24 protein-coding genes and 1 tRNA gene are annotated in these 26,623 nt (G+C 61.5%); 10 read left to right on the top strand and 15 right to left on the bottom strand.

Annotation, left to right across the window (positions count from 1 at the left end; all coding sequences use genetic code 11):
* Window positions 1-12: 12 nt before the first annotated feature.
* Window positions 13-759 carry a tRNA (cytosine(32)/uridine(32)-2'-O)-methyltransferase TrmJ gene (gene trmJ, locus FGL86_RS01035; protein ID WP_147182856.1) on the bottom strand — a complete coding sequence of 249 codons (747 nt, stop codon included), beginning with the start codon at window positions 757-759 and terminating at the stop codon, window positions 13-15.
* Between the two features lie 204 nt (window positions 760-963).
* Here trmJ and FGL86_RS01030 point away from each other — a divergent pair, with 204 nt between their 5' ends.
* Window positions 964-1,758 (top strand): inositol monophosphatase family protein, encoded by a 795-nt coding sequence (locus FGL86_RS01030; RefSeq protein ID WP_147182855.1) that lies wholly within the window; start codon window positions 964-966, stop codon window positions 1,756-1,758.
* A gap of 86 nt (window positions 1,759-1,844) precedes the next feature.
* On the opposite strand, the gene FGL86_RS01025 is transcribed toward FGL86_RS01030, so the two are convergent.
* The 6 genes from FGL86_RS01025 to queA form a co-directional block, all read right to left on the bottom strand.
* Entirely contained in the window at window positions 1,845-2,351 is a 507-nt protein-coding gene (locus tag FGL86_RS01025; RefSeq protein WP_147182854.1) for a CIA30 family protein, read from the bottom strand.
* A gap of 308 nt (window positions 2,352-2,659) precedes the next feature.
* On the bottom strand, window positions 2,660-3,568 hold the full coding sequence (gene secF, locus FGL86_RS01020; RefSeq protein WP_147182853.1) for a protein translocase subunit SecF: 909 nt from the start codon (window positions 3,566-3,568) through the stop codon (window positions 2,660-2,662).
* 58 nt (window positions 3,569-3,626) lie between these two features.
* Window positions 3,627-5,477, bottom strand: a complete 1,851-nt coding sequence (gene secD, locus FGL86_RS01015) for a protein translocase subunit SecD (RefSeq protein WP_147182852.1) — start codon at window positions 5,475-5,477, stop codon at window positions 3,627-3,629.
* A gap of 114 nt (window positions 5,478-5,591) precedes the next feature.
* On the bottom strand, window positions 5,592-5,921 hold the full coding sequence (yajC, locus tag FGL86_RS01010; protein WP_147182851.1) for a preprotein translocase subunit YajC: 330 nt from the start codon (window positions 5,919-5,921) through the stop codon (window positions 5,592-5,594).
* 30 nt (window positions 5,922-5,951) lie between these two features.
* A complete protein-coding gene (gene tgt, locus FGL86_RS01005; RefSeq protein ID WP_186764508.1) occupies window positions 5,952-7,067 on the bottom strand; it encodes a tRNA guanosine(34) transglycosylase Tgt in 1,116 nt (371 codons plus the stop codon).
* A gap of 54 nt (window positions 7,068-7,121) precedes the next feature.
* A complete protein-coding gene (gene queA / locus FGL86_RS01000) occupies window positions 7,122-8,150 on the bottom strand; it encodes a tRNA preQ1(34) S-adenosylmethionine ribosyltransferase-isomerase QueA (protein WP_147182849.1) in 1,029 nt (342 codons plus the stop codon).
* Window positions 8,151-8,292: 142 nt separating this feature from the next.
* On the opposite strand from queA, the gene FGL86_RS00995 reads away from it, so the two are divergent.
* From FGL86_RS00995 to FGL86_RS00985, 3 genes are all read left to right on the top strand, one after another.
* Window positions 8,293-8,379: transfer RNA gene (locus FGL86_RS00995), tRNA-Leu, on the top strand.
* 151 nt (window positions 8,380-8,530) lie between these two features.
* Window positions 8,531-8,863 (top strand): type II toxin-antitoxin system RelE/ParE family toxin, encoded by a 333-nt coding sequence (locus tag FGL86_RS00990; protein WP_147182848.1) that lies wholly within the window; start codon window positions 8,531-8,533, stop codon window positions 8,861-8,863.
* Complete coding sequence (locus FGL86_RS00985; protein ID WP_147182847.1) at window positions 8,860-9,162, top strand: addiction module antidote protein; 303 nt, start codon at window positions 8,860-8,862, stop codon at window positions 9,160-9,162. The genes FGL86_RS00990 and FGL86_RS00985 overlap by 4 nt, the downstream gene beginning before the upstream one ends.
* Window positions 9,163-9,674: 512 nt before the next feature.
* Here the strand turns inward: FGL86_RS00985 and FGL86_RS00980 are convergent.
* The gene (locus FGL86_RS00980) at window positions 9,675-10,919 is read right to left on the bottom strand and encodes a cation:proton antiporter (RefSeq protein WP_147182846.1); all 1,245 of its coding nucleotides are present in this window, start codon (window positions 10,917-10,919) and stop codon (window positions 9,675-9,677) included.
* Window positions 10,920-11,231: 312 nt separating this feature from the next.
* On the bottom strand, window positions 11,232-12,257 hold the full coding sequence (locus tag FGL86_RS00975; RefSeq protein ID WP_147182845.1) for a helix-turn-helix transcriptional regulator: 1,026 nt from the start codon (window positions 12,255-12,257) through the stop codon (window positions 11,232-11,234).
* A gap of 207 nt (window positions 12,258-12,464) precedes the next feature.
* Between FGL86_RS00975 and FGL86_RS00970 the strand changes: the two genes are divergently transcribed.
* Genes FGL86_RS00970 through FGL86_RS00955 form a run of 4 tightly spaced genes read left to right on the top strand, consistent with a single transcriptional unit; the run spans window position 12,465 to window position 14,815 of the window.
* Window positions 12,465-12,908 (top strand): hypothetical protein, encoded by a 444-nt coding sequence (locus tag FGL86_RS00970; protein ID WP_147182844.1) that lies wholly within the window; start codon window positions 12,465-12,467, stop codon window positions 12,906-12,908.
* Between the two features lie 11 nt (window positions 12,909-12,919).
* Window positions 12,920-13,159, top strand: a complete 240-nt coding sequence (locus FGL86_RS00965; protein ID WP_147182843.1) for a hypothetical protein — start codon at window positions 12,920-12,922, stop codon at window positions 13,157-13,159.
* A 41-nt stretch (window positions 13,160-13,200) separates the two neighbouring features.
* Window positions 13,201-13,854, top strand: a complete 654-nt coding sequence (locus FGL86_RS00960) for a hypothetical protein (RefSeq protein WP_147182842.1) — start codon at window positions 13,201-13,203, stop codon at window positions 13,852-13,854.
* Window positions 13,855-13,873: 19 nt separating this feature from the next.
* Entirely contained in the window at window positions 13,874-14,815 is a 942-nt protein-coding gene (locus FGL86_RS00955) for a metallophosphoesterase (RefSeq protein WP_147182841.1), read from the top strand.
* A gap of 60 nt (window positions 14,816-14,875) precedes the next feature.
* Here FGL86_RS00955 and FGL86_RS17865 read toward each other — a convergent pair whose 3' ends face one another.
* The gene (locus tag FGL86_RS17865) at window positions 14,876-15,127 is read right to left on the bottom strand and encodes a beta-sandwich lipoprotein (RefSeq protein WP_186764452.1); all 252 of its coding nucleotides are present in this window, start codon (window positions 15,125-15,127) and stop codon (window positions 14,876-14,878) included.
* Window positions 15,128-15,157: 30 nt separating this feature from the next.
* Between FGL86_RS17865 and FGL86_RS00950 the strand changes: the two genes are divergently transcribed.
* On the top strand, window positions 15,158-15,508 hold the full coding sequence (locus FGL86_RS00950) for a TlpA disulfide reductase family protein (protein WP_246131824.1): 351 nt from the start codon (window positions 15,158-15,160) through the stop codon (window positions 15,506-15,508).
* Between the two features lie 7 nt (window positions 15,509-15,515).
* On the opposite strand, the gene FGL86_RS00945 is transcribed toward FGL86_RS00950, so the two are convergent.
* The 5 genes from FGL86_RS00945 to FGL86_RS00925 are packed head-to-tail and all read right to left on the bottom strand — an operon-like array spanning window position 15,516 to window position 24,811.
* Window positions 15,516-16,685, bottom strand: coding sequence for a c-type cytochrome (locus tag FGL86_RS00945; RefSeq protein ID WP_186764450.1), 1,170 nt, complete (start codon window positions 16,683-16,685; stop codon window positions 15,516-15,518).
* A gap of 34 nt (window positions 16,686-16,719) precedes the next feature.
* Window positions 16,720-17,289 (bottom strand): SCO family protein, encoded by a 570-nt coding sequence (locus tag FGL86_RS00940; protein ID WP_147182838.1) that lies wholly within the window; start codon window positions 17,287-17,289, stop codon window positions 16,720-16,722.
* On the bottom strand, window positions 17,286-19,097 hold the full coding sequence (locus tag FGL86_RS00935; RefSeq protein ID WP_147182837.1) for a YncE family protein: 1,812 nt from the start codon (window positions 19,095-19,097) through the stop codon (window positions 17,286-17,288). Before FGL86_RS00935 ends, FGL86_RS00940 begins: the two co-directional genes overlap by 4 nt.
* A complete protein-coding gene (locus FGL86_RS00930) occupies window positions 19,073-24,151 on the bottom strand; it encodes a cupredoxin domain-containing protein (protein WP_147182836.1) in 5,079 nt (1,692 codons plus the stop codon). The genes FGL86_RS00935 and FGL86_RS00930 overlap by 25 nt, the downstream gene beginning before the upstream one ends.
* Before the next feature lie 21 nt (window positions 24,152-24,172).
* Window positions 24,173-24,811 carry a hypothetical protein gene (locus FGL86_RS00925; protein WP_147182835.1) on the bottom strand — a complete coding sequence of 213 codons (639 nt, stop codon included), beginning with the start codon at window positions 24,809-24,811 and terminating at the stop codon, window positions 24,173-24,175.
* Window positions 24,812-25,223: 412 nt separating this feature from the next.
* Between FGL86_RS00925 and FGL86_RS00920 the strand changes: the two genes are divergently transcribed.
* Window positions 25,224-26,603, top strand: coding sequence for a hypothetical protein (locus FGL86_RS00920; RefSeq protein ID WP_147182834.1), 1,380 nt, complete (start codon window positions 25,224-25,226; stop codon window positions 26,601-26,603).
* Window positions 26,604-26,623: the final 20 nt, after the last annotated feature.

Here is a 26,623-nt window from a genome sequence, read left to right as displayed (position 1 = left end):
AAAGTCAGACAGTTAGCGTGTCTTCTTTTCGATGGCTCCGAGAATGCCGCGCAGGATATTGATTTCCAACTGATCCGGTCGCGCACGCAGGTAGAGCCGCCGCAGCCTTGCCATGAGTTGGCGCGGGGTAGTCGGATCGTGGAAACCCACGACGATCAGCGTGCGTTCCAGGTGGGCGAAGAAGCGCTCCAGGTCCGCGTGGGAGGCCGGCGGATGATCCCAGTCGTCATCTTGCGGCTCCTTATTGATAGGCGTCGGCTCGTTTTCCAGCCAGGCCAGGCGACATTCGTAGGCGAGCACCTGAACCGCCGCAGCCAGATTCAGGGAACTGAAATCCGGATTGGCGGGAATCTGCACATGGGCATGGCAACGCTGCAGCTCCGCGTTGGTCAGCCCGCTGTCCTCGCGACCGAATACCAGTGCCACCCGGTTATCAGGCATGGCCAGCTCTTCCGGCAGGGCTGCGCCGAACTGGCGCGGGCTCTGCATGGGCCAGGGCAAGGTGCGGGAGCGTGCACTGGCGCCCACCACAAGGGAACAATTCGCCACGGCGTCTTCGAGATTCTCGAACAGCTTGGCACCAGCCAGCAGCGTATCTGCCCCGGAAGCGCGGGAGATAGCGTCCGCACAGCGAAATTCGCAGCGCGGCGCGACCAGTGCGAGATCCTCCAGACCCATGTTCTTCATCGCCCGGGCGACAGCGCCGATATTGCCGGGATGGCTGGTCTGGATCAGTACGATACGAATGCGCTCGAGCATGGGCCGGCCTGTTCAAAACACGGATAGTGTATACGCGCGAGTGTCAAAGCGCGAAAGTGTAACACGGTAACGATTCGAGACTAGGTGAGCAGGGGTGGTTCATGCTAGGATGCGCGCCGATTCCTGTCGGAATGCGATTTCAACGCGCATTTTTTACCGGCTTCCGTTCTTTAAATATCCAGTACTCTCATCGAAGGCCAGATCATGCATCCAATGGTCCAGTTCGGGCTGCGTGCCGCGCGTAGTGCCGCGGAGCAATTCCTGCGTATTCGCGAGCGTATCGAAAATGCTCATGAAGAATACAATCTCGCGCGTCTTCTGGAAGACGCCGGGCGCAATGCGGAAACCCTGATCGTGCGCCAGCTGGCGCGAGGTTATGGCGAACACGGTGTTTCCGGGCGCTTCACTCCCTACCGGGAAGGCGAAGGAGAAGGCCAGAACTATCACTGGAGGATTGAGCCGTTTCACGGCTATTCCGACCTGAGCGTGGCGGGCAAAGGCTGCGCGCTGTCCTTGGTGTGTCTCTACAAGGACCGCCCGGAGCATGCCATCGTGATCTGCCCCTTCAGCGATGATGAGTATCTGGCCAGCCGTGGCCGCGGCGCCCACCATAATGACAAGCGCATTCGCGTGCCCAGGCACGCCGGCATCCAAGGCGCGCGCATGGCGCTTAGCCTGCCGGAGAGCGATTTTCGCTCGCGCTATCTGACCAGCTACGTGACGCTGATCGAAAAACTCGGCCCCCAGGTCGAAACACAGCTTGCCACCGGCAGCGGACTGCTGGATATCATCGCTCTGGCCAGCGGCCGGGCGCACATGGTCTTCGTGCTGGGTCTCGAGGAGCAGGACAAGCTGGTAGGCGGATTACTGCTCAAGGAGGCCGGTGCCTTGTCCGGCAGCCTCGATGGCTCCCCCAGCGTCGATATCGAAGGCCCCCTGATGGCGGCGGGGCCGCGGCTTTACAAAGCGCTGATGCAGAATCTCAAGCCGCATTTTTAATGCTCGCATATTGCCGCAAACGACAAGCTCCCACTGCGCTATGCAATGGGAACTTTTGCATTTAGGGTCAACTACCGCTGCCGCAGTCAGTTTTCGGCATTATCCAGGGTCTCCAGACCGGCGATCTCCAGGCGAAAAGGCCCGGTGCGTCGGTCGGCGATCAACAGGCCGATCTGCTGGATATCCTCCGGGGCGAGCGGCGGGGCATCCTCCAGCACGCGACCGCGAAAGACCGGTTCGAACGTTTGCCAAGAGAGGGTAACGCGCTGCCATTGCCCCGCAGGCGGCTGAAAGAAAGCGCGGTAGGCCGCCCCATCGAACAGCCGGTGAGTGCGCAAGCGCAACTGGTAGCGCCTTCCATCGCCGCGCACCTCTATTCGGAGCCCCGTATGGCCAGCCAGCCGATAGTCCTGGGGCTCCCGACGCACGGAGGCAAAGCCGCCGCCGTTGTCGAGCGATAGGCTTCCCGTAAAGACGCCGATGCCCGGCTCGGCGCGCATCTCGCTCTCGGAGACGCCGCCCATGACATCGTCGTTGATGGGGCGCCAGCGGGCGGCTTCTCCAAGATCCTGAAAATCGATCAGTCGTGGCATGGGGCGTATCTTCCGATTTGATCGGCAGTTCGATCCTGCGCAGGCAATTATTAACCCGGCAGTCATTTGTGTCGGGTTAATCGCGGCACAGGGAAGTGCCGCCACCGACCGGCAGGTCGGTGCGAGCCCGCGCCACACCAGCAGATTCTCATATTTGCGCCAGTGTGGCGGGGGCGACAATCAAAGAGGTCAGGATGACCTATTTGATTGCCAGGTTAATAGCTGGACAGCAAATGGTATCTACCAGCGACTTTATGGGAAGTCAGCTCCCCTTTTTTTCGATCTTTCGTGCGGGCTTGCGATCTATTTCAGGGCAACTCTTCCGCTTCCGGGTCTTCCTTCTTGGCGGGAATCAGATCCTCCCGCTGCAGCTTGAGCGGCAGCAGCAACGCCGAGGCCACATAGATCGAGGAGAAGGTGCCCACGCCGACGCCGATGATCAGGGCGAGGGAGAAGTTGTGAATCATGTCGCCGCCCAGGAAGAACAGCGCCAGCAGCACCAGCAGGGTGGTGCCGGAAGTCGCCAGGGTACGGGACAGGGTCTGGTTGATCGATTCGTTGAAGATCACCGGCATGTCGCTGATGCGAGACTTGCGGATATTCTCGCGAATCCGGTCGTAGACGATGATGGTATCGTTCAGCGAATAGCCGATCACTGCCAGGATCGCCGCCAGCACCGTCAGGTCGAATTCGATCTGGAACAGCGAAAACACCCCAGCCATGATGACCACGTCGTGCACTAGGGAGAGCAGCGCCCCGATGGCGAACTTGTACTGGAAACGAAACGCCACATAGAGCATCACTACGCCCAGGGCTATCAACATGCCCAGGCCGCTTTGATCTCGCAGCTGATCGCCCACCTGAGCGCCGACGAACTCGGCGCGTACCAGATCGACGCTCTCACCTTCATCCCGCAGTATGCCGACCACCTGCTTGCCCACATCCGGATCAAAGGCCTGCTGCAGGCGGATCAGCACTTCATTGGCAGCGCCGAAGGTCTGTACGGAAACGTCGCGAAATCCTGCGTCCTCCATGGTTTGACGCACACTGTCCAGGGAGGGCGCCGAGGCGTAATGAATCTCCACCAGGGTTCCGCCGGTGAAATCCAGCCCCAGGTTGAGCTGCTGAATCGCCAGGGAACCCAGGGAAATCAGCAATAAAATTCCCGAAACAATGAAGGCCAGACGGCGCTTGCCCATGAAATCAAACTGTCGCATCGCTTGGCTCCTTGTATCCATAGCTTTTATGTCCATGGCTTTTTAGATCCATGACTTTTTAGATCCATAGTTTCTTGAGCGGCTTGCCGCCAAAAGACAGGTTGACCATGGCACGAGACACCAGAAGAGCGGTGAACATCGAGGTCAGAATGCCCAGGGATAGAGTTACCGCGAAGCCCTTCACCGGGCCGGTGCCGATGGAGAACAGGATCAGCGCCACCAGCAGGGTGGTGAGGTTGGCGTCGACAATGGAGGTGAAAGCACGCTCATAGCCGGCGTGAATCGCCTGCTGGGCGGACATGCCGTTCCTGAATTCCTCACGTATGCGCTCGAAGATCAGCACGTTGGCGTCCACCGCCATGCCCAGGGTCAGTACGATACCGGCGATGCCGGGCAGGGTCAGGGTAGCGCCCAGCATGGACATGGCGGCGATCAGCAGCATCAAGTTGGCAGCCAGGGCGAGGTTGGCGATCACCCCGAACAGCTTGTAGCGCGCCAACATGAACAGCACCACCAGCAGAAGCCCGATTTGCACGGAAAGAATGCCGCGATCGATGTTGTCCTGACCCAGGCTTGGCCCGATGGTGCGCTCCTGCACGAAGTAGATCGGTGCCGCGAGCGAACCGGAGCGCAGCAGCAGCGCCAGCTCTCCCGCTTCCGCCGGAGAATCCAGGCCGGTGATGCGAAAGCTGTTGCCCAAGGCGCTCTGAATGGTGGCCAGGCTGATGATGCCGCGCTCCGTGTAGGGGTCGCGCTTGACGACCTTCTTGCCGTCCTCCAGCACCGTGCGATCCCGAGTCTTGTGCTCGATGAACAGTACCGCCATGTTGCGACCGATGTTGGTGCGGGTCGCCCGGTTCATCAGGGTGCCGCCGGTACCGTCCAGGTTGATGTTGACCTGGGGACGGCCGTTTTCATCGAAGCTGCGGCTAGCGCTGGAGACGCTGTCCCCGGTGAGGATCACGTCCCGCATCAGGGTGGCGCTGCGGGTCTCGTTGTTGCGGAAAGCGAAGCTCTCGGTTTCGTTGTCCGGGGTGTCCGGACGCGCTTCCAGACGAAATTCCAGGTTGGCGGTGGCGCCCACCACCCGCTTGGCGGCGGCGGTATCCTGCACGCCAGGCAGTTCCACCACGATGCGATTGGGACCTTGACGCTGTACCAGGGGCTCGGCGACCCCCAGCTCGTTGACCCGGTTACGCAGGGTGGTTAGGTTCTGGTTGATCGCGTAATCCTGAATCTCGTCGACCTTCTGATCGGTGATGGTCATGGCGAGTCTGGCGCCACGCCCCGCGTCCACGTTGGCGTAGTCGAAGCCTGGAAAGTCCCGCTGGATCAACCGGCGCGCCTTGTCTCGATCCTGCTCGTTGCTGAAGGTGAAGCTCAGCGTACGGCCCTCGACCTCAGTGTCGCGATAGCGGATACGCTCGCTTCGCAGGGTCTCGCGGATCGCGCTGGCGTTGACTTCCAGGCGCTGGGTCAGGGCCTGATCCATGTCCACTTCGAGCAGGAAGTGCACGCCGCCGCGAAGGTCCAGCCCCAGGGTCATGGGAGAGGCCGCCAGGCTTTCCAGCCAGCTCGGGGTGGATTGGGCCAGGTTCAGGGCAACGATGTAGTCGTCGTCGAGGAGGTCGCTGATGACGTCCCGGGCGGGAAGCTGATCGCTTGTCTTGGTCAGACGCAGCAGCACGCTGTTCTCCTGCTGCTCGGTGTCTTCGACCTCGATATCGTTTTCCGCCAGTGCGCCTTGAATTCGCTCCAGGGTGCGTTGATCGAGAGAGGCTCCCGCCTGGGCGCTGCTGATCTGAACCGCCGGTTCCTCGGGATAGAGATTGGGGAGGGAGTAGACCAGGCCAATGAGAAGAACGAGAAGTATCAGCAGATACTTCCACAAGGGATAACGGTTGAGCATGCAGGGCCTGCCTTGTCTAACATGGCGAAGACGCCGGTAAAGAAAGTCGAGGCGTCTTCACGAGATGCCGCGACGCGGAGCGGCGAACTCCGCGTCAGACGGTTGGAAGCAAAATCAGATGGATTTGAGAGTGCCCTTGGGCAGAACCGCCGCCACGGCATTCTTCTGTACGTTGACTTCGGTGCCCTGGGCGATTTCCATGCTGATGAATTCGTCGCTGACCTTGGTGACACGCCCGGTCAAGCCGCCGCCGATCACCACTTCGTCGCCGGTGGACAGGCCGCTGATCAGCTGCTTGTGCTGCTTGGCACGCTTGGCCTGGGGACGCCAGAGCAGGAAGTAGAAGATGACGACGAAGCCGACCAGCATGACGATCTGGGCGATGCCGCCGCCTCCGGGCGCGCCGCCTTCCGCGTGGGCTGCGGAGATGAAGAAGTCCAGCATGGGAGAAAGTCTCCTGAAGGTGATTGAGAATCAAGGGCCGGGCGGCACGGCAAGACCGCGGCCCGCATAGTAAGTATCGACAAAGTTCGCCAATGTACCCGCTTCGATTGCACCGCGCAAACCGGCCATCAAACGCTGATAATGGCGTAGATTGTGAATGGTATTGAGCATCGAGCCAAGCATTTCACCGCAGCGATCCAGGTGATGTAGATAGGAGCGGGAGAAATGCCGGCAAGTATAGCAATCGCAGCCATCTTCCAGGGGGCGGGTGTCGTGGCGATGTGTCGCATTACGAATCTTGACGGTACCGGCGAAGGTGAACAGGTGGCCGTTCCTGGCGTTGCGGGTGGGCATCACGCAGTCGAACATGTCGATACCGCGCCGCACGCTCTCCACCAGATCCTCCGGTTTGCCCACCCCCATCAGATAGCGCGGCGCCTCTTCCGGCATCCAGGTGGGCAGGTAGTCGAGCACCTTGATCATCTCTTCCTTGGGCTCGCCCACGGAAAGCCCGCCGATGGCCAGACCGTCAAAGCCGATCTTCAGCAGCCCTTCCAGCGAACGCTTGCGCAGTTCGGGATACATGCCGCCCTGAATGATGCCGAACAGCGCCGAGGGTGAACTGCCATGAGCGTCGCGGGAACGCCGAGCCCAGCGCAGGGAAAGCTCCATGGAGCGTTCGGCTTCCTCGATGCTCGCCGGGTAGGGCGTGCATTCGTCGAAGATCATCACGATATCCGACCCTAGGGAACGCTGCACCGCCATGGATTCCTCGGGGCCCATGAAAACCTTGGCCCCATCCACCGGAGAGCGAAAATGCACGCCCTGTTCGGTGATCTTGCGGGTTTCTCCCAAGGAAAACACCTGAAAACCGCCGGAATCCGTGAGAATCGGCTTGTCCCACTGGGCGAAGTCGTGCAGGTCGCCGTGGGCCTCGATCACTTCAGTTCCCGGACGCAGCCAGAGATGGAAGGTGTTACCAAGAATGATCTCGGCACCGATTTCCTTGATGGAGGCTGGCGTCATGCCCTTGACGGTGCCGTAGGTGCCCACCGGCATAAAGGCCGGGGTATCCACCGTTCCTCGGGGGAAAGTCAGTCGACCGCGGCGGGCGCGTCCGTCTCTGGCCAGCCGCTCGAACTGCATGAAACATTCGTCTCGCATGCCAATACTCGAAATTCCTGCGGAATGGAAAAAGGATCAGACCCGGCGAGTCAAGAGCATCGCATCACCGTAGCTGAAAAACGCATACCGCTGCGCCACCGCTTCCTGGTAAGCCCCCATTACCGTCTCGAACCCGGCAAAAGAAGCCACCAGCATCAGCAGAGTCGATTCCGGCAAATGGAAATTGGTGATCAGGCCGTCAACGCAGCGCCATTCATAGCCCGGATAGATAAAGATATCCGTGTCGCCCTGGTAGGGTGCTATCTCGCCAGTGGCGCTGGCGGTTTCCAGGCAGCGCACGCTGGTGGTTCCCACGGCGATGACACGCTTGCCTCGTGCCTTGGCGGTGCGCACTTGGCGACAGACGGTTTCGCTGACGTCGATCCATTCGCTGTGCATCTGGTGATCGCGAATATCCTCCGCGCGTACCGGCTGAAAGGTGCCGGCGCCCACATGCAGGGTCACGAAGGCGCTCTCCACGGCCTTTTCTTCGAGCGCGGCAAGCATGGCTTCGTCGAAATGCAGCCCCGCGGTGGGCGCCGCCACGGCGCCGTCCTGTCTTGCGTAGACCGTCTGGTAGCGTTCTCGATCGGAAAGCTCATCCTCCCGAGTGATATAGGGCGGCAGCGGCATGTGACCGTGACGCTCTAGCAGCTCGATCAAGGGCGTGTCGCCGAGAAAGCGCAGTTCGAACAGTGCGCCCCGGCGGCCCTCGACAACCGCATGGATATCGCCTTCGAAAACCAGCTCGGTGCCGGGTTTCGGCGACTTGCTGGACCGCAGGTGCGCCAGGCCACGCCAGGCATCCAGGGGCCGTTCGAGCAGCATTTCCACCCGTCCGCCGCTGGCTTTAACGCCATGCAGCCGTGCGGGAATCACCCGAGTGTCGTTGAACACCAGCAGATCGCCGGGCTCGAGCAGGTCGAGCAGATCGGTGAAGTGTCGATGGCTCAGCGTGCCCGACTCCCCCGCCACGCACAGCAGACGACAATCGCTGCGCCGCTCGCTGGGGTAGCGGGCGATCAGTTCCTCGGGGAGGTCGTAATGAAAATCGGCGCGCTGCATGGGAATCATCGACTCGACTGGCTTGTTTCACGGCGCGCACAGGATACCGGCTTGTCGTCGGCAAGTCAGTTATCTTGAGCGATCGTCAGACCCTGCGTCAGTGATTGACCTAGAGCGGCGGCTACGTATAATGCTGCCCGTTGCCGGTGTGGCGGAATTGGTAGACGCAGCGGATTCAAAATCCGCCGCTGGAAACAGTGTGTCGGTTCGAGTCCGACCACCGGCACCACTTACAAATCAGTTACTTAGCTTCGTTTTCCTCCCTTTCGTTTTCGCCTCGTTTAGTGCCTGGTCGCAGAAAGCTGAATTCAGGTTTAGCAACCGGGCCCGATGTCATACGAGCCTGTCATGATGTAGCTTTTAAGCTACAATATTCTTCCATGATAGAGCTTACGCACTACCTAACCACCGATGGCCACGATCCCTTTCAAGCTTGGCTGGACGCCACCAAGCACAGGAATCGGCACGCAGCGATGCGCGTGCTGACCCGTCTCAACCGCTTGGCCGCTGGAAACGCTGGCGATGCAAAGACCGTGGGTGAAGGAGTGATGGAGCTGCGAATCGACTATGGTCCTGGCTACCGTGTTTACTATGCCAGAATAGGCCAGCGCCTGGTCATGCTGTTGATAGGAGGCAGCAAGAAGCGCCAAGCCGCCGACATTGCGCAAGCGCAAGCGTTTCTGGCTGATTATCGAAGGAGGACCAAGGCATGAAAAGCCACGATGATGCGGTTATCGAGATGCTGCGCAACGACCCCGATATGGCCGCCGTCTATCTGCGCGCGGCGTTCAACGAGTTGGATGAGGAAGGCGGGGAGCCGGCCTTTCTGATGGCGCTGCGCCATGTGGTCGAGGCGCAAGGCGGCATGGCCGCGATTGCCGAGCGGGCGAAGGTATCACGCGAAAGCCTGTACCGCGCCCTGTCGCGCACCGGCAACCCAACGCTCAAGACCCTTATTACTGTCATCAAGGCGACCGGGGTTCAATTCCACGACCTGACCCAAGCGCCGTAGGGGTGCTAGCGTGGCGCATGGAGCCGCCCCTGGCACTTGATGCGGCTCGCATAAGGAACGAGCTCAATCATCCAGACCGGTTTTCACCTCCACGCTCGTCACCAGAGTGATGAACTCACTCATCTATTTTGGATGCTGGAATTATAATCTTCCGAGACGAGGTAGCAGCTCTCCAATTCCAAGGTTGCGTAGGCAACAGGCACGATGAAAAACAGGTCAGACCGGCATACTAGAAACCTGGCAAGTGCAGAGGCAGCCAATGCCGAAGTGTTGATAAGGACGGTATGCGCGAATGTCTCATCAAGGCCAGAAGCCTCAGGCTTCAACAACAGGCCGGATATATGAAAGCCAACCTGTCCCTTTCTTCAGCCTGAGGCCTTGCAAGCCGGGAGGAGACCATATATGCACTTGGTCATTGAGACCGCCGTGTTTCTTCCAGGACCAGTTCTATATTGGGACAGGTATTCAGGCAGGGTATTTGCCTCAAAAAAGCGCGACATCCATTCGCGGTGTCAATCTTTACTTAACCTGTCCATCGCCCAGCCAACGCTGAAACCGTGCACGATTGTCGACACAAGAATAACCAGACCAACCAGCGACCAAAGCTGGTTCTCGTTGACGAATTCCAGATGATTCCCCGCGTAGCACAGGTAATAAATCGAGCCGATGCCCCGTACCCCATAGATCGAAACCACTGCCCGGCTGCGATGATCGAGGTCGGTTTCCAGCAGCGCAATCCATCCTGAGACAGGGCGAATTATCGCAAGCAGTACAACGGCTACAACGAAATGTGTCCAACTCAGATCCGCTAACAAAATTGGAAGGACACTGCCCAGGGCGACAAGCAGTAGCGCGGTAAGCGCGTCCTCGATGGATTCGCAGAAATCGTGCAGGCGGCGGTGGAAATGGTGTTCCTCTTCTATCCGGCGCAAGGTCAGCCCGAGAATCGCGACAGCGATAAAGCCATACCCTTCGACCAGCTCGGTCGCGCCATAGCACAGCAGCACTGCGGCAAATGCGATCACCCCTGAACTGGTTTCGGCTAGAAGAGAGCCTCTGGGCACGATAAAAAGAATGTAGCCAAGCGCCTTGCCGCTGAGCCAACCCATGACAGCGCCCAGAACGATCCGGTAAAGAACATCCCATAAAATCCAGTCCAGCGCCCAGGCGGTGGGGTTCAACCCTTCAGCGGCCACGATCAGCCCGAGATAGACAAACGGAAACGCCAGCCCGTCGTTCAGGCCGGCTTCTGTCGTCAGGGTGAAGCGTACGGGATGTTCCAAGCCCTCGTGTGGCGGACCAACTTGCACATCCGATGCCAGAACCGGATCCGTGGGCGCCAGCACAGCACCCAGAAGGATCGCGCCGGCCACGGTCAGCCCGGCAAACCCGACGCCCAACAATGCAACCGCGAGAATGGTCAACGGCATCGCGATGGCAAGCATCCGCAACGTCGGCTGCCATTTTTTCCATGGCCGTAAGCTGTCGATGCGCATGCCTGCGGCGAACAGGGCCACGATGACGGTCAGTTCGCTCACCAGTTCCCAAGGCAGAGGCGCCTGGCGCGGATCCGGCAGCACCGGCAGACCCGGTATCAATAATGTGGCCCCCGCACCGAAAAGGATCATGAGCGGAGCCGCCACCGGTTCACGTTTGGATATCAGGCGCGGCAGCCAACGCGCAAGAATCACGATCGCGCCGACGACTGCCAGAGCGACATGATAAGAATTCAGGGTGAAAAACGGTTCGTGCTGCATGTTCTCATAATCTTATTCCAGGATAAGTCGTTATACGCGCGTTGATGCAGCGTCGCGACTCGGTTCTGCGCATGCAACCTTCACAAGATCTGTAGTAGCATAGCGTTTCAGGCCACCGTCATTTGAGCTTTCCAGTACTACATCTCTGCGACATTCGGTGGCAGTCCGCCGTCATTTTGATTTGCTCCAACAGCTGTTGGCCCTTTTCGCTGAGCGTTCTATCCCGGTCACGCCGGGCTTGATAGCTACTACGACTTACCCCTAACCCCCGATACAGGTGCTGCACCGCATAGCTCTGTCTGTTCTGATCGATCATGCACCTGCGGGCTCCTTGTTGAAACGCGACAGAATCTTCTCCGCATTGATCCGAATGTCGTCACGCCATGCCTGAGGTTCGATGATATCCACGCTAGCGCCCATTCCCCTCAACCACCACAGCGTCTGTTGATCGTTCGGGACCTCGGCCTCCAGCTGCTGCCAATCGGTGCCGGAAAGCAGCGTCAAAGTTTGGCGTTCGGCCAGCGGCGTCTCGGCCAGTAGCCAAGCGACCTGGGGTTCGACATGCGCTACCAGTCGGACATTGCCGCTTCCCTGCGGGTAGCCAAAGGCACCGCTGCTGATGTAGTCGTCCAGGTCGAAGCCCTTAGACTCGCGCCACGCGTTATTGCTTAAAGCGACGGCTTCAATCCGCTGCAGGGCGAACTGACGGACATCGTCATAGTCGTTCACGGTGGCCAGCAGGTAGGTCACGCTGTGGCGGCTCACCAGGCCTTGCGGGTGCAGCGTGAAAGTCTTGCGTACTTCCCTGCTGCGCGATAGGTACGTCACATCAAGAGCCTTCTTTTCCAGCAGCGCCTGGGCCACGCTCTGCCAGGTGCTCTCCTCGAGTTGGGCGGGCAACAGAGCCTTGCCGTTGGGTATCGCCCGCACGCGCTTGGCCCACTGACTTAGCCCATTGCGTTCCATGTCGTCCAGCAGCCGTCTGGCATCGGAGAACTGAGGGGCAAGCTGGCCGATCACGACCGGTGGCAGCAGCCCGCGCAGGTACTCCTCGGCGAGCACCAGGGTCAAGGCGCTGGGTACATCGAGGGCCGGCAGGTTGCAGTGAAACTCCCGGTCGAAGTACCAGCGATAAGGTTTGCTGTCGTCGTCGCAGATCAGAGGGAAATGCAGGGCGAGCTTGTCACGCAGATCGCGCTGCAGCGATCGGGCTTCGATCTGAAAGCCACGTTCCTGCAGCTTCTCCAGCAAGACCGGCGTCGATATGCGACCAGGACTGCGTGGGATCAGCTGCAGCAGGGTCAGGTAGCGAAACAGGGTCTCACGAATCTCCGACATGAACGCTCCATTCGATGGCCAAGGTGTGAGGGGGAACGTAACGGTACGCCTGCCAACTCACCAGCGGTGAGGCTCAATGCCGGGCCTGGACGCTCTATCCCGGTGACATCCAGCAGGATTGCTTCAGGCGGCGGCAATAAGCGACACGGTCTGTCGCATGGCAAGGCTATGCTCATGGTATGACGTCGCACGGCAGGAGATCCAACCATGAAAGAGCGCTTTACGATCGATCAGCTCGTGTATGAAGTCCGCGCTGATGAGTGTCACGAAATTACCTTCGCCATCGTGGGTGGGGCTAACGCCGCCTACCAGTCATGGACTTATGACCCGTTTGACTCCGTGGATGATTGGGACATCGAGCCGAGTATTACCGGGGATATTGGCGTGACCCGCTATCCGCTGCGTGTCTATCGTCAGGTGTTGCTGCGGATTTATTCCTGGCTCGGTAGCACCCGACCGAACATCTTTTCGTTTAGCGCCCGGTCCGGACGCCGCGACTGGATCTACGCGCGGGTTGCCCGCGACCTGGCTGAGCGATTCGATTACGACCTGCAGGTCATCGAGGATGAGTATCTGTTCTTCAAACTGAAATCCGGGATCGCCAGTCGGAATTCGCCGTGCTCACCCCTGGATCAACCCACCGCTGCCTGAAGGAGCTTGTCATGCCGCTGACTGCCGAGCAGCTGTCTTGTGCCTTGTTCGATGCCGATCCCATGGATACCTGCTGCAAGGAAAATGACTGCTTCGATGAGTATGATGCGATTGCCGAGGATATCCTGTCGAAGCGTGAACAAGGCCAGTCGCTGGAGAAGTCGCTGCGTCACACTTTCGGCGAATGGTTCGGGGAGGTGCTTGCCAAGCGTATCGATGTGCCGGCACTGTGTCGTCGCCTTGCAAATTAGCGTTCTACGACCTGACGCGATCGGACAGCCGGGAGGCTACGATGGAAAAATTGCGTGCGGAGCTGCAGCGCCGGGCGGCGCCGGTTCCCGAATCGGAACTGTTGCTGCAAATGGGCTACCCAAAGCCTAGGGAAACCGCGATTCATCGTCTGCAGAAGGTGCTGGCCGATCCCGATCTGGGCCTGACCAGCGGTGGCTTTGACTTTCGTTTCGGTAGTCGGGCCTTTCTCTGTGCGCTCTGCGAGGCACTCGGCCTGGACGAAGCGGATTATCTGCCGACCATCGACGCGCGTCAGCAATGGCTGAGGGAAGAGCGGAATGCCTTCAAGCCCTACATTTTTATCGATACCGGCTTCAAGCGCTCGGATCGTCCGGGCACGGCGATTTTCGCTCTAGCGGTTTGCGAGCCGATGCGACACCTGAAATTTCCCAAGGGATTCTGGCGCAGGCCATGGCACGAGCAAATCGAAGAAGCCCGGCGGCGCGTACGCCAATTCATGGCGGAAACCGACGGCGATGTAAGAATCTGGGGCACCGCCAAGCGCTTCCTGTTCTTCCATGCTAGAGACGCCGCTATCGAAATCGATCCCTTCGGCCAGGTACTGGGCGGTTGGCAAGGTGGAGTACCCAGCCGCGCCTCGCTACGGGTTGGCCATAAAGAAATCACCGCGCAACCGGCGGCGGACGACCAATAACTTAAATTAAAGAGGCAACATGTACGATCTGATCGGCGATATTCACGGTTATGCCACCTCTCTCAAGCAGCTGCTGAGCAAGCTGGGTTACACCGAGCGGGAGGGCGTCTGGCAACACCCGGTGCGCCAAGTGATTTTTCTCGGCGATTTCGTCGATCGCGGGCCAGAGCAGGTGGAAACCGTGGCGATCGCCAAGGCCATGGTCGAGGCCGGTCAGGCCCTGGCGGTGATGGGCAATCACGAATTCAATGCCGTGGCCTGGGCGACGGAAGACCCGGAATCCTCCGGCGAGTATCTACGTCCGCATATTCCAAAGAACCAGCGCCAGCATCAGGCGTATCTCGATCAGGTCGAAAAGAATAGTCCACTTCACCGCGAGCATATTGCCTGGTTCAAGACCCTGCCGCTGTACCTGGATCTCGATGGCCTGCGGGTGATCCACGCCTGCTGGCACCCGCCGTCGCTGTGGGTCCTCAGTGACTACATGGACGAGCAACAGCGCATCCTGCCGGACGCCTGGCCCGCGCTATGTCGCAAGGATTCCGCCCCGTTCGACGCGCTGGAAACCGTCGTCAAGGGTCTGGAAATCCGGCTGCCCAGGGGATACGAGTTCCATGATAAGGACGGTAACCCGCGCCATCATATTCGCCCCCGCTGGTGGACGCTGGAGCAGCTGAGCTATCGTGACCTGGCCATGGTGCCCGCCGACCAGCTCGAGGCCATGCCCACCTGTCCGGTTCCGGAAGACATCTTGCCCGGCTATGCCGGCGACAAGCCGCTGTTCGTCGGCCATTACTGGCTGACCGGCGAACCGGAACCGCTCAATCGCTATATCGCCTGCCTGGACTACAGTATCGCCGCGGGCCACACGCAGAGCACTGGCGAGGGCAAGCTATGTGCCTACCGCTGGGATGGAGAGAGCGAGCTGTCGAAAGAGCGTTTCCTGTGGGTCGAGGGGTAGCGGCTTCGATTCAGACCGGCATCGAACGAGTAGGCGGGGCGGTTTGCATAAGAGACAAACTCAACCCTTCAGGCTGGTTTCCATCTCCACGCTCGGCGCCAGGGATTCCGGCTTGAGGATGACGCGGTAGCGGTAAACGCTGACACCCGCCGGTTCCAGTTGCTCGGCGAAGTACGTCACGTTGTCGCTCAGGCCCAGGTATTGCTTCTTGTACTCGTCCGGTCCGGTCTTGCAGGTCACTTCGAGCTGGCGATCCGTACCGTCGGCGGTGAGGGAGCAGCGTCCCTCGATGGTCAGCATGTAAATGTGCATGAGCTATCCGAGTATCGCGGCCAGTATCTGATGGTCAATTTCTGGGCCGTCTGGTGCAAACCCTGTCGCCGCGAAATGCCGGCCATGAACAAGCTGAACGAAGCCCTCGAAGAGGCTGATTTTGAAATCGTTGGTATCCATGTCGGTCCGGCCGAACCTGGTATCGACCGATTTCTTGCCGAGGTGCCGGTCGATTTCACGATTCTTGTAGACGAAGACATCACCTTGAGCGACTGGGATGTGCTCGGATTACCCACGAACCTGTTGATCGACCCGGACGGGCGCTTGATCTACAAGGCCGTCGGCGAACGCCAATGGGATGCCCCCGAAATGCTGGATTTCCTGAAAAGCATGATGACAAGGACCGCTGAAGGCAGCTAGTCGAGATTCAACTGCCCGGTTTCACGACTTCAAGTGCTTGCCCGCCGCCGTGAATTATCGTGAGCGGGCGTTGCACGTTCGAGGCCCGCGCCAGATCGCTGCACAGCACGTATTGCGAAATGCGACGGCCCCGAGATGCCAGCCGGTCGAGGACGATATCGAGCGCCTTTGCCATTTCGATCGTCACACTGGCTCCGTGCGCCGACAGGGACGTTTCGTTCGACTGCTGCAAGAGCGACTGTACAGCCTCCACCTGCGCTTGAAGATCAATGGAAGCGACAAACGCGACCCGGGGTGCGTCTCTGAACTGTGTCGGCGAGATAGCCTCGGTGAATGCATAGACGTCGCGGTCAGACGGTGTTATCGCCAGCAGTGCCGCCAGCTCTGCAGCGGCGTTTCCGCTATAGATCATCGCCGCGGCCGTGCTCGACGTCGCTGGATGCACATTCTGGGCGCTGTCCACAATGACGCTCGAGCGCCCCTGGCGTTGAAGAAAAGCCTTGAGCCGCTCCGCTTGGCCGTCGACACTTTCATGCAACGCGCCGCAGCATGTGTCGCATCTCGCGTCCGTTCGATCGTCGGCACGTACGGCGAAATGCAGACGTTCCCCAGACGCCGCGGATGACCAGGAGAGCGTGATGATCTGGTCCTTGGCGGCCGCGTCCATCAGGACCAGGCGCCGCCCGAAGATACCGTTCGCCCCGGCGCGTGTATCGGCGGTCTTTTGCAAGTGCGCGACGGCGATACTGCGTTCGGCCGGGGTTAGCCCGGTACCGGCCAGATCGATGCCGATGAGGATCTCATCTTCCTCAATGCCCGGTTCCGCCGGATAAGGCAGCGTCCGGATATAGGTGGCGAGCGCGTCGAGATCGGCTGCGGACAGGCGAAAGGCAGGCATCGCATCGCCGAGCCGGCGGCCGTCATGACCGCGCCCCTCGACCAGCGCCCCGTGCAGCCATTTGCGCGTATCGGCGACGTTCATATCACGCGCGATGGTCAGCGGCGGCGCGGTAATACCGCCCTCGCTCGCGCCGCCGCCATCCGCGCCGTGGCATCGTACACACACATAGCTGCCGGCATCGACGGAAACGTCGATCCCGCGCAGCCGCGCCTCGATCGCATCGCGCCCGCGCCCTTCCAGATAGATCTGGCGACCGGGCAGGACCGTCGACGCCATGACCCCACAGGCGGCAAGGCAGAGAAGAATTCGACTAAACCAGCCAGGCATTCACTTCATCGACGATGACCTCGGGGGACGGAATGCCGTACAGGCGGCTCCAGTCCGGCGCATCGGCACGGCCGACCGCGATGACCGGCGGATGATCGTCACGCCGAGGATCGAACAGATCGAAGCCTTCCCGCAGCGTGTCGATGGCATCCACGTTGCCGGTGAAGAAATGCCAGTCCTGACCGGCGCCATGGGCGTCCGCGAAGCGATTGAGCTGAGCCGGGGTGTCATTGAAAGGATCGATCGAAATCGACAGGAAGGTGACCTCCCGGCCCATGCGAGCGCCCAATAAGCTCTGTGCGCGTGCAAGCGAGGCAGACTGAAGTGGACAGGTCGAGGAGCAGGCGGTGAACACGAAGTTCAGTGCAACGACGCGGTCACGCATGACCTCGGAAACCACGTGCATGGACTCGCCGGTTCGTGCATGCAAAAGCTCCGCATCGTACAGCCGGACCGGCGCTTTGAGCGCTCCCTTCGCGGACAGCGGCCCGGCGATGACGCTGACCCCCATCGCGGCCAGGTAGACGAGCAGATCGCGTCTAGAAAGGTTCATCGGGATGGCCCTCCTTCGTTGGCGTGCAGCGCTGTGGCTATCGTGCGCAGGTCGCCGGCGGGATCGCGGTATTCGACGAACAGCCGCAGCGGCCCGGCGCCCGCGATTTCCAGGTCAGCGACGATCTGGTCGCCTTCGTGTTTGAAGCGCGTGGCGATGCGCCGCCAGCCGGCGCGCGCGTCCATCAGCAGCGCCCGCTGTGGCAGCGTTGTCTTGGGCAGGTCTCCTGTGAAGGCAAAGCGAAGCTGGCGCTGGCCCTCTTGTGGCTGTCCGGCGACGACGAGGCCGACGCGGACGGCCGTGGACTCGTCATCTTTCAGCGCGGCCGGTCTTGGCGGTCCGGCCACCTCGACGCGGGCGCAGTGCACCAGATCCGGCTGTTCGATGCGCACCACCGCGAGATGCGGCCCGCCATAACGCGGCACCACCGACACCTCGTAGCTGCCTGGCATCGCCGCCGGACTCAGGCCGCGATAGCGCAGCAGGATCCCGGCGGGCACGCCCGCCTTCAGCGGCAGCGACGACATGGCGGCCTGCATCCCGTCTTCCGCCAGCATGTAGGCGGCCTTGTCGCGGGTGCTCGCCACGATCATGCCGACTTCGGGGATGCGGGCCATCATGGGCAGAATCGACGCACGCTGGAGGGCGTCCGAACGAGAGCCGGCGGCGATCGCGGCGACCCCGGGCGGACCGCCCTCCGGATCGAACAGCACCCGCGTCACGCCCCCCTGGCGCTCGTGCATCAGGTAAAGGAATTCGTCGCTGAACTGCATGCCGATCAGCGGGTCACGGGTGTCGATCGTCCAGCGCTCGCGGTCGCTCTCGGTATCAAGGATGGTGACCGACAGCCGGTCGGCGGCCTCGAGCGCCATGAACCGCCCCGCCGGATCGGCGGTGATCGCGCGTATCCTGCCCGACAGCGGCAGCATCCTGGGCGCGGTCACGGCGTCGCGGGCCACGCGCAGCAGGACATCGCCGTCCGCGCCGATCGCGAACAGGCTATCCGCCAACGCGGAGAAGGCTGTGGCGGCGACAGGTTGCTGCAGGTCGAAGCGGGAAGCCGCCCCGGTCCCGGACAGGAAGGCGCCGCGGCCGTCGGCCGCTGCAACGTAGAGCCCATCGCGTCCCGCAAGTCCAGCGAAAACGTGTCCATCGCCGACCGCGAATGTGCTCATCTGTCGACCGTCAGCGGCGAACTGGATGACGCTGCCGTCGTCGGTCGGTACCCAGAACGTGTCGCCATGTTCCAATAATCCCGTCGGGGCGGCGGGCAGGTCCGCACTCTGCACCCGCCGGAACGGTTCCATCGAGAGGAAGTCGACGCGGCGGGCGTCATGCAAGGCGGCAGCGAGGACATCGCCGCGCTCGTCGATCGCCCAGCCGACGGGCACCTCTCCCAGCGTCTCGATCGCCTTGATGTTGGCGGTAGCGAGGTTGAGCTGCGGATCGACCAGGGCCAGCCGGCCATCCGCCGTCGCTTCGACCAGGTCGAAACCATTGAGGTCGATCGCGCCGAGCGGCGGTACCGGCGCGTTATAGAGGCGGCTGACCCAGACCGCACAGTCCTGCGATTGCATCCGCTCGCTTGCGGGCACCAGCCACAGCGCCGGCTGCAGGCCGATGAGCGGGTAGCCGCTCGCCGGATCGCGCGCGGCCAGATGCACCGTCGCAGGCTGTCCGGCAGCGAGCGGACCCTCGTCGCCAGTGATTTGAACGCTCAATACCCGCTCGTCCTCGACCGGCGCTGCCGCTGCAACCGGCAGCGCTGCCGCAAGGGCAAGGATCAGGACGCGTCGGGCAATGGACATGTCGCCGCCTGCTCATCGGTACGCGCGTCGATATACCCCCAGGCGCCGCCGGCGACGAAATAAGCTGGCCCGTCGCGGTAGAGCCACAATCCCTCTTTGATCGGACCGAGGTCGGCGCTGATGGCCTTCGGCGGCGCCAGCAGGCTGGAGGATGGCGAGCCAAACTTCGGCAGCGTCAGATCCGCGTAGCTGTGGCCGTAGGTCACGAGGGTGCGCTGGCGCGCGCGGCCGCCGGGATGGACGGCGCGAATGACCACCCGCTCGCCCGGTTCGGCCTTGAAGATCGGGGTCGCGATCGGCTTCCAGTCGGGCAGCAGGAAGCAGGTGGGGGTGTCGTGACTGTTGAGGTCGACAAGCTGCGGGCGGCCCGTCTCGGGATTGTCCTCGGCTTGCTGGCGCGGCAGGTCAAGGCGTGCCCACAGGGGCTCGCTGCGGTAGTTGAGCGCGATATCGCCACTGTCATAGCTGTCGTCGCAGACATGGCAGTCGGGTATGGCTTCTCCCTCCTGCTTCAGGTTGAGGCCGTCCTGGTAGACCAGCACGAATTCCCGGAAGCAGTCTTCTTCGTCGTTGCAGATCGTCGCGACTGTGCCGCCTTCCGTCTCCGAGGTGATCTCGGCGCCTTCCGGCTCGATAATCAGCGCGCCGACAAGCCCCATGACCGGATGCCGGATGGGGTCCGCCATCGAGGACAGCGGCGTCACGACGCCGCGTTGGCTCGTGAAAGGGATCCAATCGAAGGACGCGGTCGCGCCGGAGCGGCGGGTTTCGATGCGACCGCCGTACCAGGCAGACATGGCCGGCCCAACGCCGCCGGTCCCCGCCGTTTGCGAGGCGAGACCGGCGCCGGCGGCAATGTTCTTGCCGACCCGCACGCCGTCGTCGGTGCGCACCGCATAGGAAACAAGCGACGGGTGCAGGCCAATGGTATTGCTGGGGGTCAGCCGGTCTTGCGCGACATTGAGGCCATCCTCTGTCCACGAGACGATCGGCGGCAGCACCGCGTTGCCCTCGGTGGGCGCCAGCGGCGCAGCAAATTTACCGGTCAGACCGACATAGGCCATCTCGCCGGCGCGCATGCGCAGCACGAGTGGGCGGCCGGTATCGGCCGCAACGGGAATCTCCGTGCTGCCGGCGGGGGCGGGCAGCGTTCCGGTCGGACATGCGGGCACCGGATCGTTGGCGTCGAGTGTTTTCACGAATGTGCGCCTCAGCACGAAGCGCACGGCATCGGGGTCGGCGATGCGCGCCAGGTCGTTGTAGACGAGCGGCCCCTGCACGGCCTCGACGCAGAACAGGCGGGCGGTGACCTCTGGGGGACGGAAGCCGTTACCGCTGGCGAGACCCTCGAAATTTTCGATGCGTGGCAGCAGCTCGCTGGCTTCAGCTTCCGTTGTCGCCGGAACGCGTCCCGCACAGGCAGGATCATTGCTGGTACCGGCACTGCCGCCGAGGACCGCAAGGCGGCAACGCATCGGCAACCCCGCGGTGGCATCGGCGAGGTCCGCCGTCTCGGGGTCGGCATAGCTGCGCATCAGGCCCCAGGCGCCGTTCCACAGGGCATCGACGGTGCCCGCGTGATACAAGTAGTCGGTGGTCAGCTTGTTCGCATCACCCAGAACCGGCGGCTGCACCTGCATTTCCATTTCCATATGTTCGGAAATGCCGATTTCCTGGCTCGATACCCAGATATCCTCATCCTTCGCGGGCTGACGTTTCCAGCGCTGTCCGTTGACCGTGAAGACGTGCTGCACTTCCTGCGCGCCCTGGATCAGCCGCACCTGCACGCGGTCGCCGTCATAGGCTTCGAATATCTCGGTGGAGGGATCCCCCGGCGCGTGATTGCGGCGTTCGTCAATCGTTGGATCCACCGGCCGCGCGTGGATATCCGATTCGAAGACCCGCGCCATGTCGCCCTGCGGTCCGGATTTCTGCCGCCAGCTGCCCGGGCCGTCGCTGGTCGCGATGCGCAGCGGCATGGGCTCGTGCTTGTAGTTGAATAGATAGGGATCGTGATGATCCACCGAGATCGCCTCCGGGCGCTGTGGCGGCGCCACCGGGCGATCGTTGTGGTCGTAGAGCAGCGCGAAGTCCGCCACCGCCAATGCGAACTCTCGCCGCGCGCCCTTGAGATTGTCGGTCACCTCTGCGTCTTCGGGCGTCACGATGATGGCCTGGGTGCCGACCGCCTGCCCCTTGGCGTCGGCCAGCGGCGTGCCGTCGGGTTTCAGCCACTGCGAACCTTTAGGCTCGATCAGCAGAGCCGAGTAAAACCCATGCTGCTGGATCGTCGAGGGGCCGAAATGGTCGTGGGTGAAGACCGTCGCGATCGTGCGATCCTGGCCCTCGCCGTCGAGCAGCGGGTCGGCCCACCAGCGCTGCATCGTGGACTGATAGACCGGTTCGCCGCCGTCGGTCTTGAGCGCCAGCGGGCGCTCGTCCCCGGGCACGCGCGACCAGTCGATGGTCCCGCCGGGCGCGTTTGCGGCCTCGAGCAGGTGGCCGATATGGTCCCGCGCCAGCGTGCCGTCTTCGTAATTGAAGCCGTTGCCGGAGCCGTCGGACGCTGTGACGTCGAACTTTACCAGGTGTATATGCTGGCCGATGACGTCGACCGGCGTCGCGACCTGGAAGGCATCCTTGGAGGTGTGGCCCGGCGTGCGGTTGGTATGCTGAAAGGCGATGCACTCGCCGGAAGCCGCGCGGAAGAAGAATGGATCCGCCGCGCGGGTGCGATTTTCGTACTCGTCGACCTGCCGGTCGAGCACGTTGATGCGCGCCTGCTTGTCGTGCCAGCCGTATTTGTTGACGACGAGTTCGAGTTCGATGGCCGAGACGTCGTAGCGGCGTTCATCGAAAGCGGGCGTCGAGGGATCCGCGTCCACGGCGAGCGAGGGAAGGCCGTTGATCCAGTGCGAGGCGCTGTCCGTGTCGACCGGACAGGGATTGGCGAAGGGCGCTCCCGGCGCCGGCGGCAAGCCGTTGACCAGGAAATTCGCGGCGGAGGAGCTGGCGTCGTCCAGGTCGTCGACGCTTTTTGTCTTGAGCACGCCGCCGGGCGTCGCATGGAATGCCATCGCCGCCTTTTCCAGCGGTGTACCGTCCTGGGGTAAAATTTCGAGCTTGACCGTCTCGATGGGAAAGGTCATGTCCGCCTCGTCGAGGGCGGTCTCGAGCGGCTTGAGCGTGCGCGTGCCCTCCAGCGTCAGATGCCGGGGCAAGCCGCCGTCCTCGGCGATGTCCAGCGGTGCCTGCGGCGCGCGAAAGCCGGCCTTGCCCGCGATATAGAACGGATAGCCGGGCATGGCCTCGTCCCCCGCCTCGGCGACATAGGTGGGTTCAGGCGGCAGCGCCTGGCCCGGTAGCGGGACGAGACCGGGGATTGGCGTTCCGCCGGTCGTGGCGCCGGTCTCGGGATCGGTGCCTATGCCGGCCACGGCTTCATCGCCCGCTATTCCGCCGCCGTCAGGCAGTCGCCGGGAGCCATCCTCGATGACCTCGTGCACCCGCCAGAGCGCCCACATGCCTTGCGCAAAATGCGGATAGAGATGGCAGTGGAAGATGGAGTCGCCGGGGGTCAGGTTGCGGTTGCCGGTGCCGCCGTAATAGATCTCGTAACTGAATGCCTGGAACGGCGCGATGGTCTGGGAATCGAGGTAGTTCGCGTCGCCGGAATCCCTCTGCGACAGCCACTGGTGCGCGTGCAGGTGAAAGACATGGGTTTCCTTGGGCCCGGCGTGCACGTTGTGGAACTTCACCCGGTCGCCGAGATAGGAGTGGTAGACGTTACTGGGGTCGTCCAAGTATTGCGCCAACAGCGCCGGATCGCCGTTGGCCCAGCTCTGCAGGAAGAACTCCTCGTAGGCGCAGTCGACGCAGTCCTTCGCCGGCCCCATGCCGAAACGGTTCGCGAGCAGGATCGGCCCCATGCCGCTGGCGCCGTAATTGATCCCGAAGCCGTCGCGAATGCCGACCATCTGCTTGTGACGCGCCGCGGCGTCCTCGTCCCCGGCGGGCGGTTCGTTGAAGATGGAGAAAGGCTCCGCGTGCACAGTCTTCAGCTCGTCGTGGAACATGACGGTGAACTCGCGCCACGCCGTCGAACCGTTGCGCGCGAGCGATGTGGCGGGCTGGCCGACCCGCCCGGCTGCCTCGTCATTGACGATGATAGCCGTCAGGTCACTGTGCACGATTTCATGGGTGCCATCGTCGTGCGCCTGAAGCATGTTGAGTATCGGCACACCGGCCGCGTCCTTCGCTTCATAGTCCAGCCAGCCCGGCCCGGCGTCCGCCACGCCGCAATCCTGCGGTCCCGCGCCGCGCGCGCAGGCGAGTTCGGCAGCGGTCACCTGGCTGCGATACATCCGGCTGCCGGCGGGTTCGACAATCACCATGCCGAACATGCCGTGGGTCAGGGAGCCGCCATTACCCTCGCCGCCGGCCATCGCTTCCAGGCTCGAGAAGAAATAGGCGCCGGCTTTTTCCGCACGAAAGCGGTATACGGCCTGGCCGCCCGGCTCGACGCCCACCAGCCCGGTTGCCACGGCATCATTGCCGTCAAGGTTCGTCAATCCGACGACCGCGATACTTGCGCGGCGCGTGCGGGGGTCATTGGGCGGGTCCGGAACGGTGAAACCCTCATCCGCCGCCGCTGTTTCCGCCGCTTCTGTCGCCGCCTCTTCCGCTTGTAACTCGGCGAGTTCGCTTGTTGCATCGTCGTCTGCCGTATAAGGCATCAACAGGTTCTGAAAGCGGATTTCAAGTTCGTCGCCTTCGGTCACGCGCAGCACCAGCGGCCGCGGTCGCTTGCCGTCGCGCAGGACGGCCTCACCGGGCTCGGTACCGACGGTGTCTCGTCGCAGGGCGTACATCATGCCCCAGGGATTGATGCTGCCGAACCGGTTGTACTGAATGGGCTGATTGATGGCGACGACGTCGGCGACAACCCGCCGAACTTGTGGCTGCTCGTCCTGGGGCGTGCAGGCGACAAGGAGAAGCGTCAGGGCTAACAGAAGCAGGCATCCGGCCGTTCCAATCTTGGGTGACTTTGGCATGGCCGTACCCTCCCGTTGAGTTCAGCCCAGCACGCGAATATCGTCGATCAGCAGCGCCGGCGGGTTCGAAAACGCCTCTACCGCAGGCTGCATCAGAGTGGGATCATTGATGACCTGGCCGTTGGCTACGGTCCATTCGAGGGTGCCGGAAAAGTCGGCGTTGGCCGTCCAGGTCGACAGTCGCCAGCCGCTGGCCCGGGCGCCGCCATTGGCCAGCTCCGCGAGATCCATGAGCACGTGCAGCGACAGGCCGTAATCGTCCTGATAGTCGGGGATGGCTTCGAAGCAGGCAAAGTCGTTCCACGGCAGGTCGCCCCACACCATGAAGTGCCACGCAAAGACCAGGCGCTTGCCCTTTTTGATCTGGACGTCTCGGCAGATCAGCTTCGCGCCATCGGCTCCAATCGTGGGCAGGCCAGACCGCGGCGATACGATACGCAGGTGGGTGAGCAGTAAGGCTTTGGCGGGATCGTTGCGCATGCGCCGGGCATCGATGTCGTCAGGGTCGTCCAGGCAAACGAAACGCTGCCCCGAAATCGGATCGACGATCGGCCCGTCCGGTGATTTTATCGACTGGCGCGTTTTGACCATTCCCTCCGCTTTGAAACCTGCGGGGAGAGCGGCGCGCTCGAATGAAACAGCCTTCGACGGAAGCGGCATGGCATGTACTCCGTATACAGCGGCCTATAGACCGCGTAAACACAGGACTACATATCTAGGCTTAGTTAACTTATGTTAGAAAGTCAATGCCTAAAATGAAGGGTGCTGAAATCGCCGCCGTGCCGGCCGGGAAAGGGGATTCGGAATCCCCAAGGGAGCGCTGCAGGCGTATGGGGACGCCGCTGGAAACAGTATGTCGGTGCGAGTCCGGCCATCGTCATCATCCTTCCTTAGATGCTAGTTCTCATTCTTTTTCAGCTATCTCCTGGTCCCGTTTCCTGGATCGGTTTGAGTTTTCCCCCATACGCTTTACATTCTCATCGATTACGGTATCCATAAGGTTTTGCGCCATCGTCGGGTTGGAGAGCTTCAGCTCGATCGATGCGAAATCCAACGAAAGGAATGATTTGCAATGGGTATCCTGCGGAACCTGCTTGATTATGTAACCGATCCCGTGAAGGCGGCAGCCAAGGAAGGCGGCTCGCCGGAGGTCTCCCCGACAGCCGCCGATGCACAGCCGTTTTCGTCCGACAGCTGGGTAGAGGTTCCCGATCACCTATGGCCGAACCCCGGTTCAGTGGATCAAAACCAGAATTCCATGAACCAGAGCCAGAGCCAGAATCAAGGCTCCATCCATCAGGGACCCATGCTGAATATCGCGCATCTGGTGGGGGTGGATGCGGAAAAGGATTATGGCGTCAGACAAGGGCGGGATTCGACCAAGGCCCTCAACGACGCCATCGCCGCGGCGGCGGAAGACGGGCTGCCCTGCCTTTTGACCCCCGGGGGCCGTTACGAAACCCGCGGCATCGACATGTCGATGCGAGAAGCCAAGCTGGTGTGCTACGGCCAGGGTCGGGGCATGTATGCACCGCATATTCGTATCAGAGGCTTTCCGATGTACGTGGACAGCAAGGGCCGCAGAACTGGCATCCGGCTGCAGACGCCGGAAGCGGATGGCGACCGGGTGTTCGGTCAGGTGCTGCAGGGATTCGTGCTGATCGACGACACGAACAAGTGTGATTTCGGCATCTATGGACGTTATATTCCCTGGCTGACCTTGAAGGACATCACCACCTGGGGTTTTGGTACGGGCATCTGTACCACTTTCCACTGGAATTCCATTGCGGACGGCGTGACCAACTTCCACTTCCGCGAGAGGGGGTTCGCCACCTTCGACCCGCCTTTCAGGCATCTTCAGCAAAAGGTCAACTGCTTCGATATCGGCAACCTGCACACCATCTCGCACAAGGGTAATACCCCGCGCTGCAACGTGGATCTTCGTTGCGCCAATTCCTTACGCATCCGCATGTTGACCACCGAAGGCAACCAGCAGAATCACATCGAGCTGTCCGCCCGCACGCTGAGCGTGGATATCGGTATGATTCATGCCGAAGGCACGGGCAATCTTTTCATGCTCGATATGGAGGAAGGGCAGCCGAATTACCAGTTTGGCAATGTCAATGTGAATAGCGGATCAATTTTTCATACCCACGGAAAGAACACGCGAGTGGTGAATTATCGCGGCAATCTGCGTGGCGCCGGTCTTGCCAACTTGCGACTGGGATCGGGCCTGGCGTTTCGAATTCGTGAAGGCACCAGCCCTGAGTACTTCGACCTGAGTTACGTGGGCAATATCGAAACTCACGCCAAACTGCATCGCGGACCGTCGAACCTGACCTGGAAGAACCTCGGTGCCAAGGTGGAGGGTAAAATCTCGGCGTTCGGTCACAACGGTTTGATGGACGATCCCGGCGGTGTATACCTGGGAACCTTGAACGACAAGGCATGAGAACAGCGCCGGTTTTCGCG

Source organism: Pistricoccus aurantiacus, assembly GCF_007954585.1.
Classification (GTDB): domain Bacteria; phylum Pseudomonadota; class Gammaproteobacteria; order Pseudomonadales; family Halomonadaceae; genus Pistricoccus; species Pistricoccus aurantiacus.
Note: the sequence above shows the minus strand (reverse complement) of the source record. Positions and strands in the feature narration are given on the sequence as shown.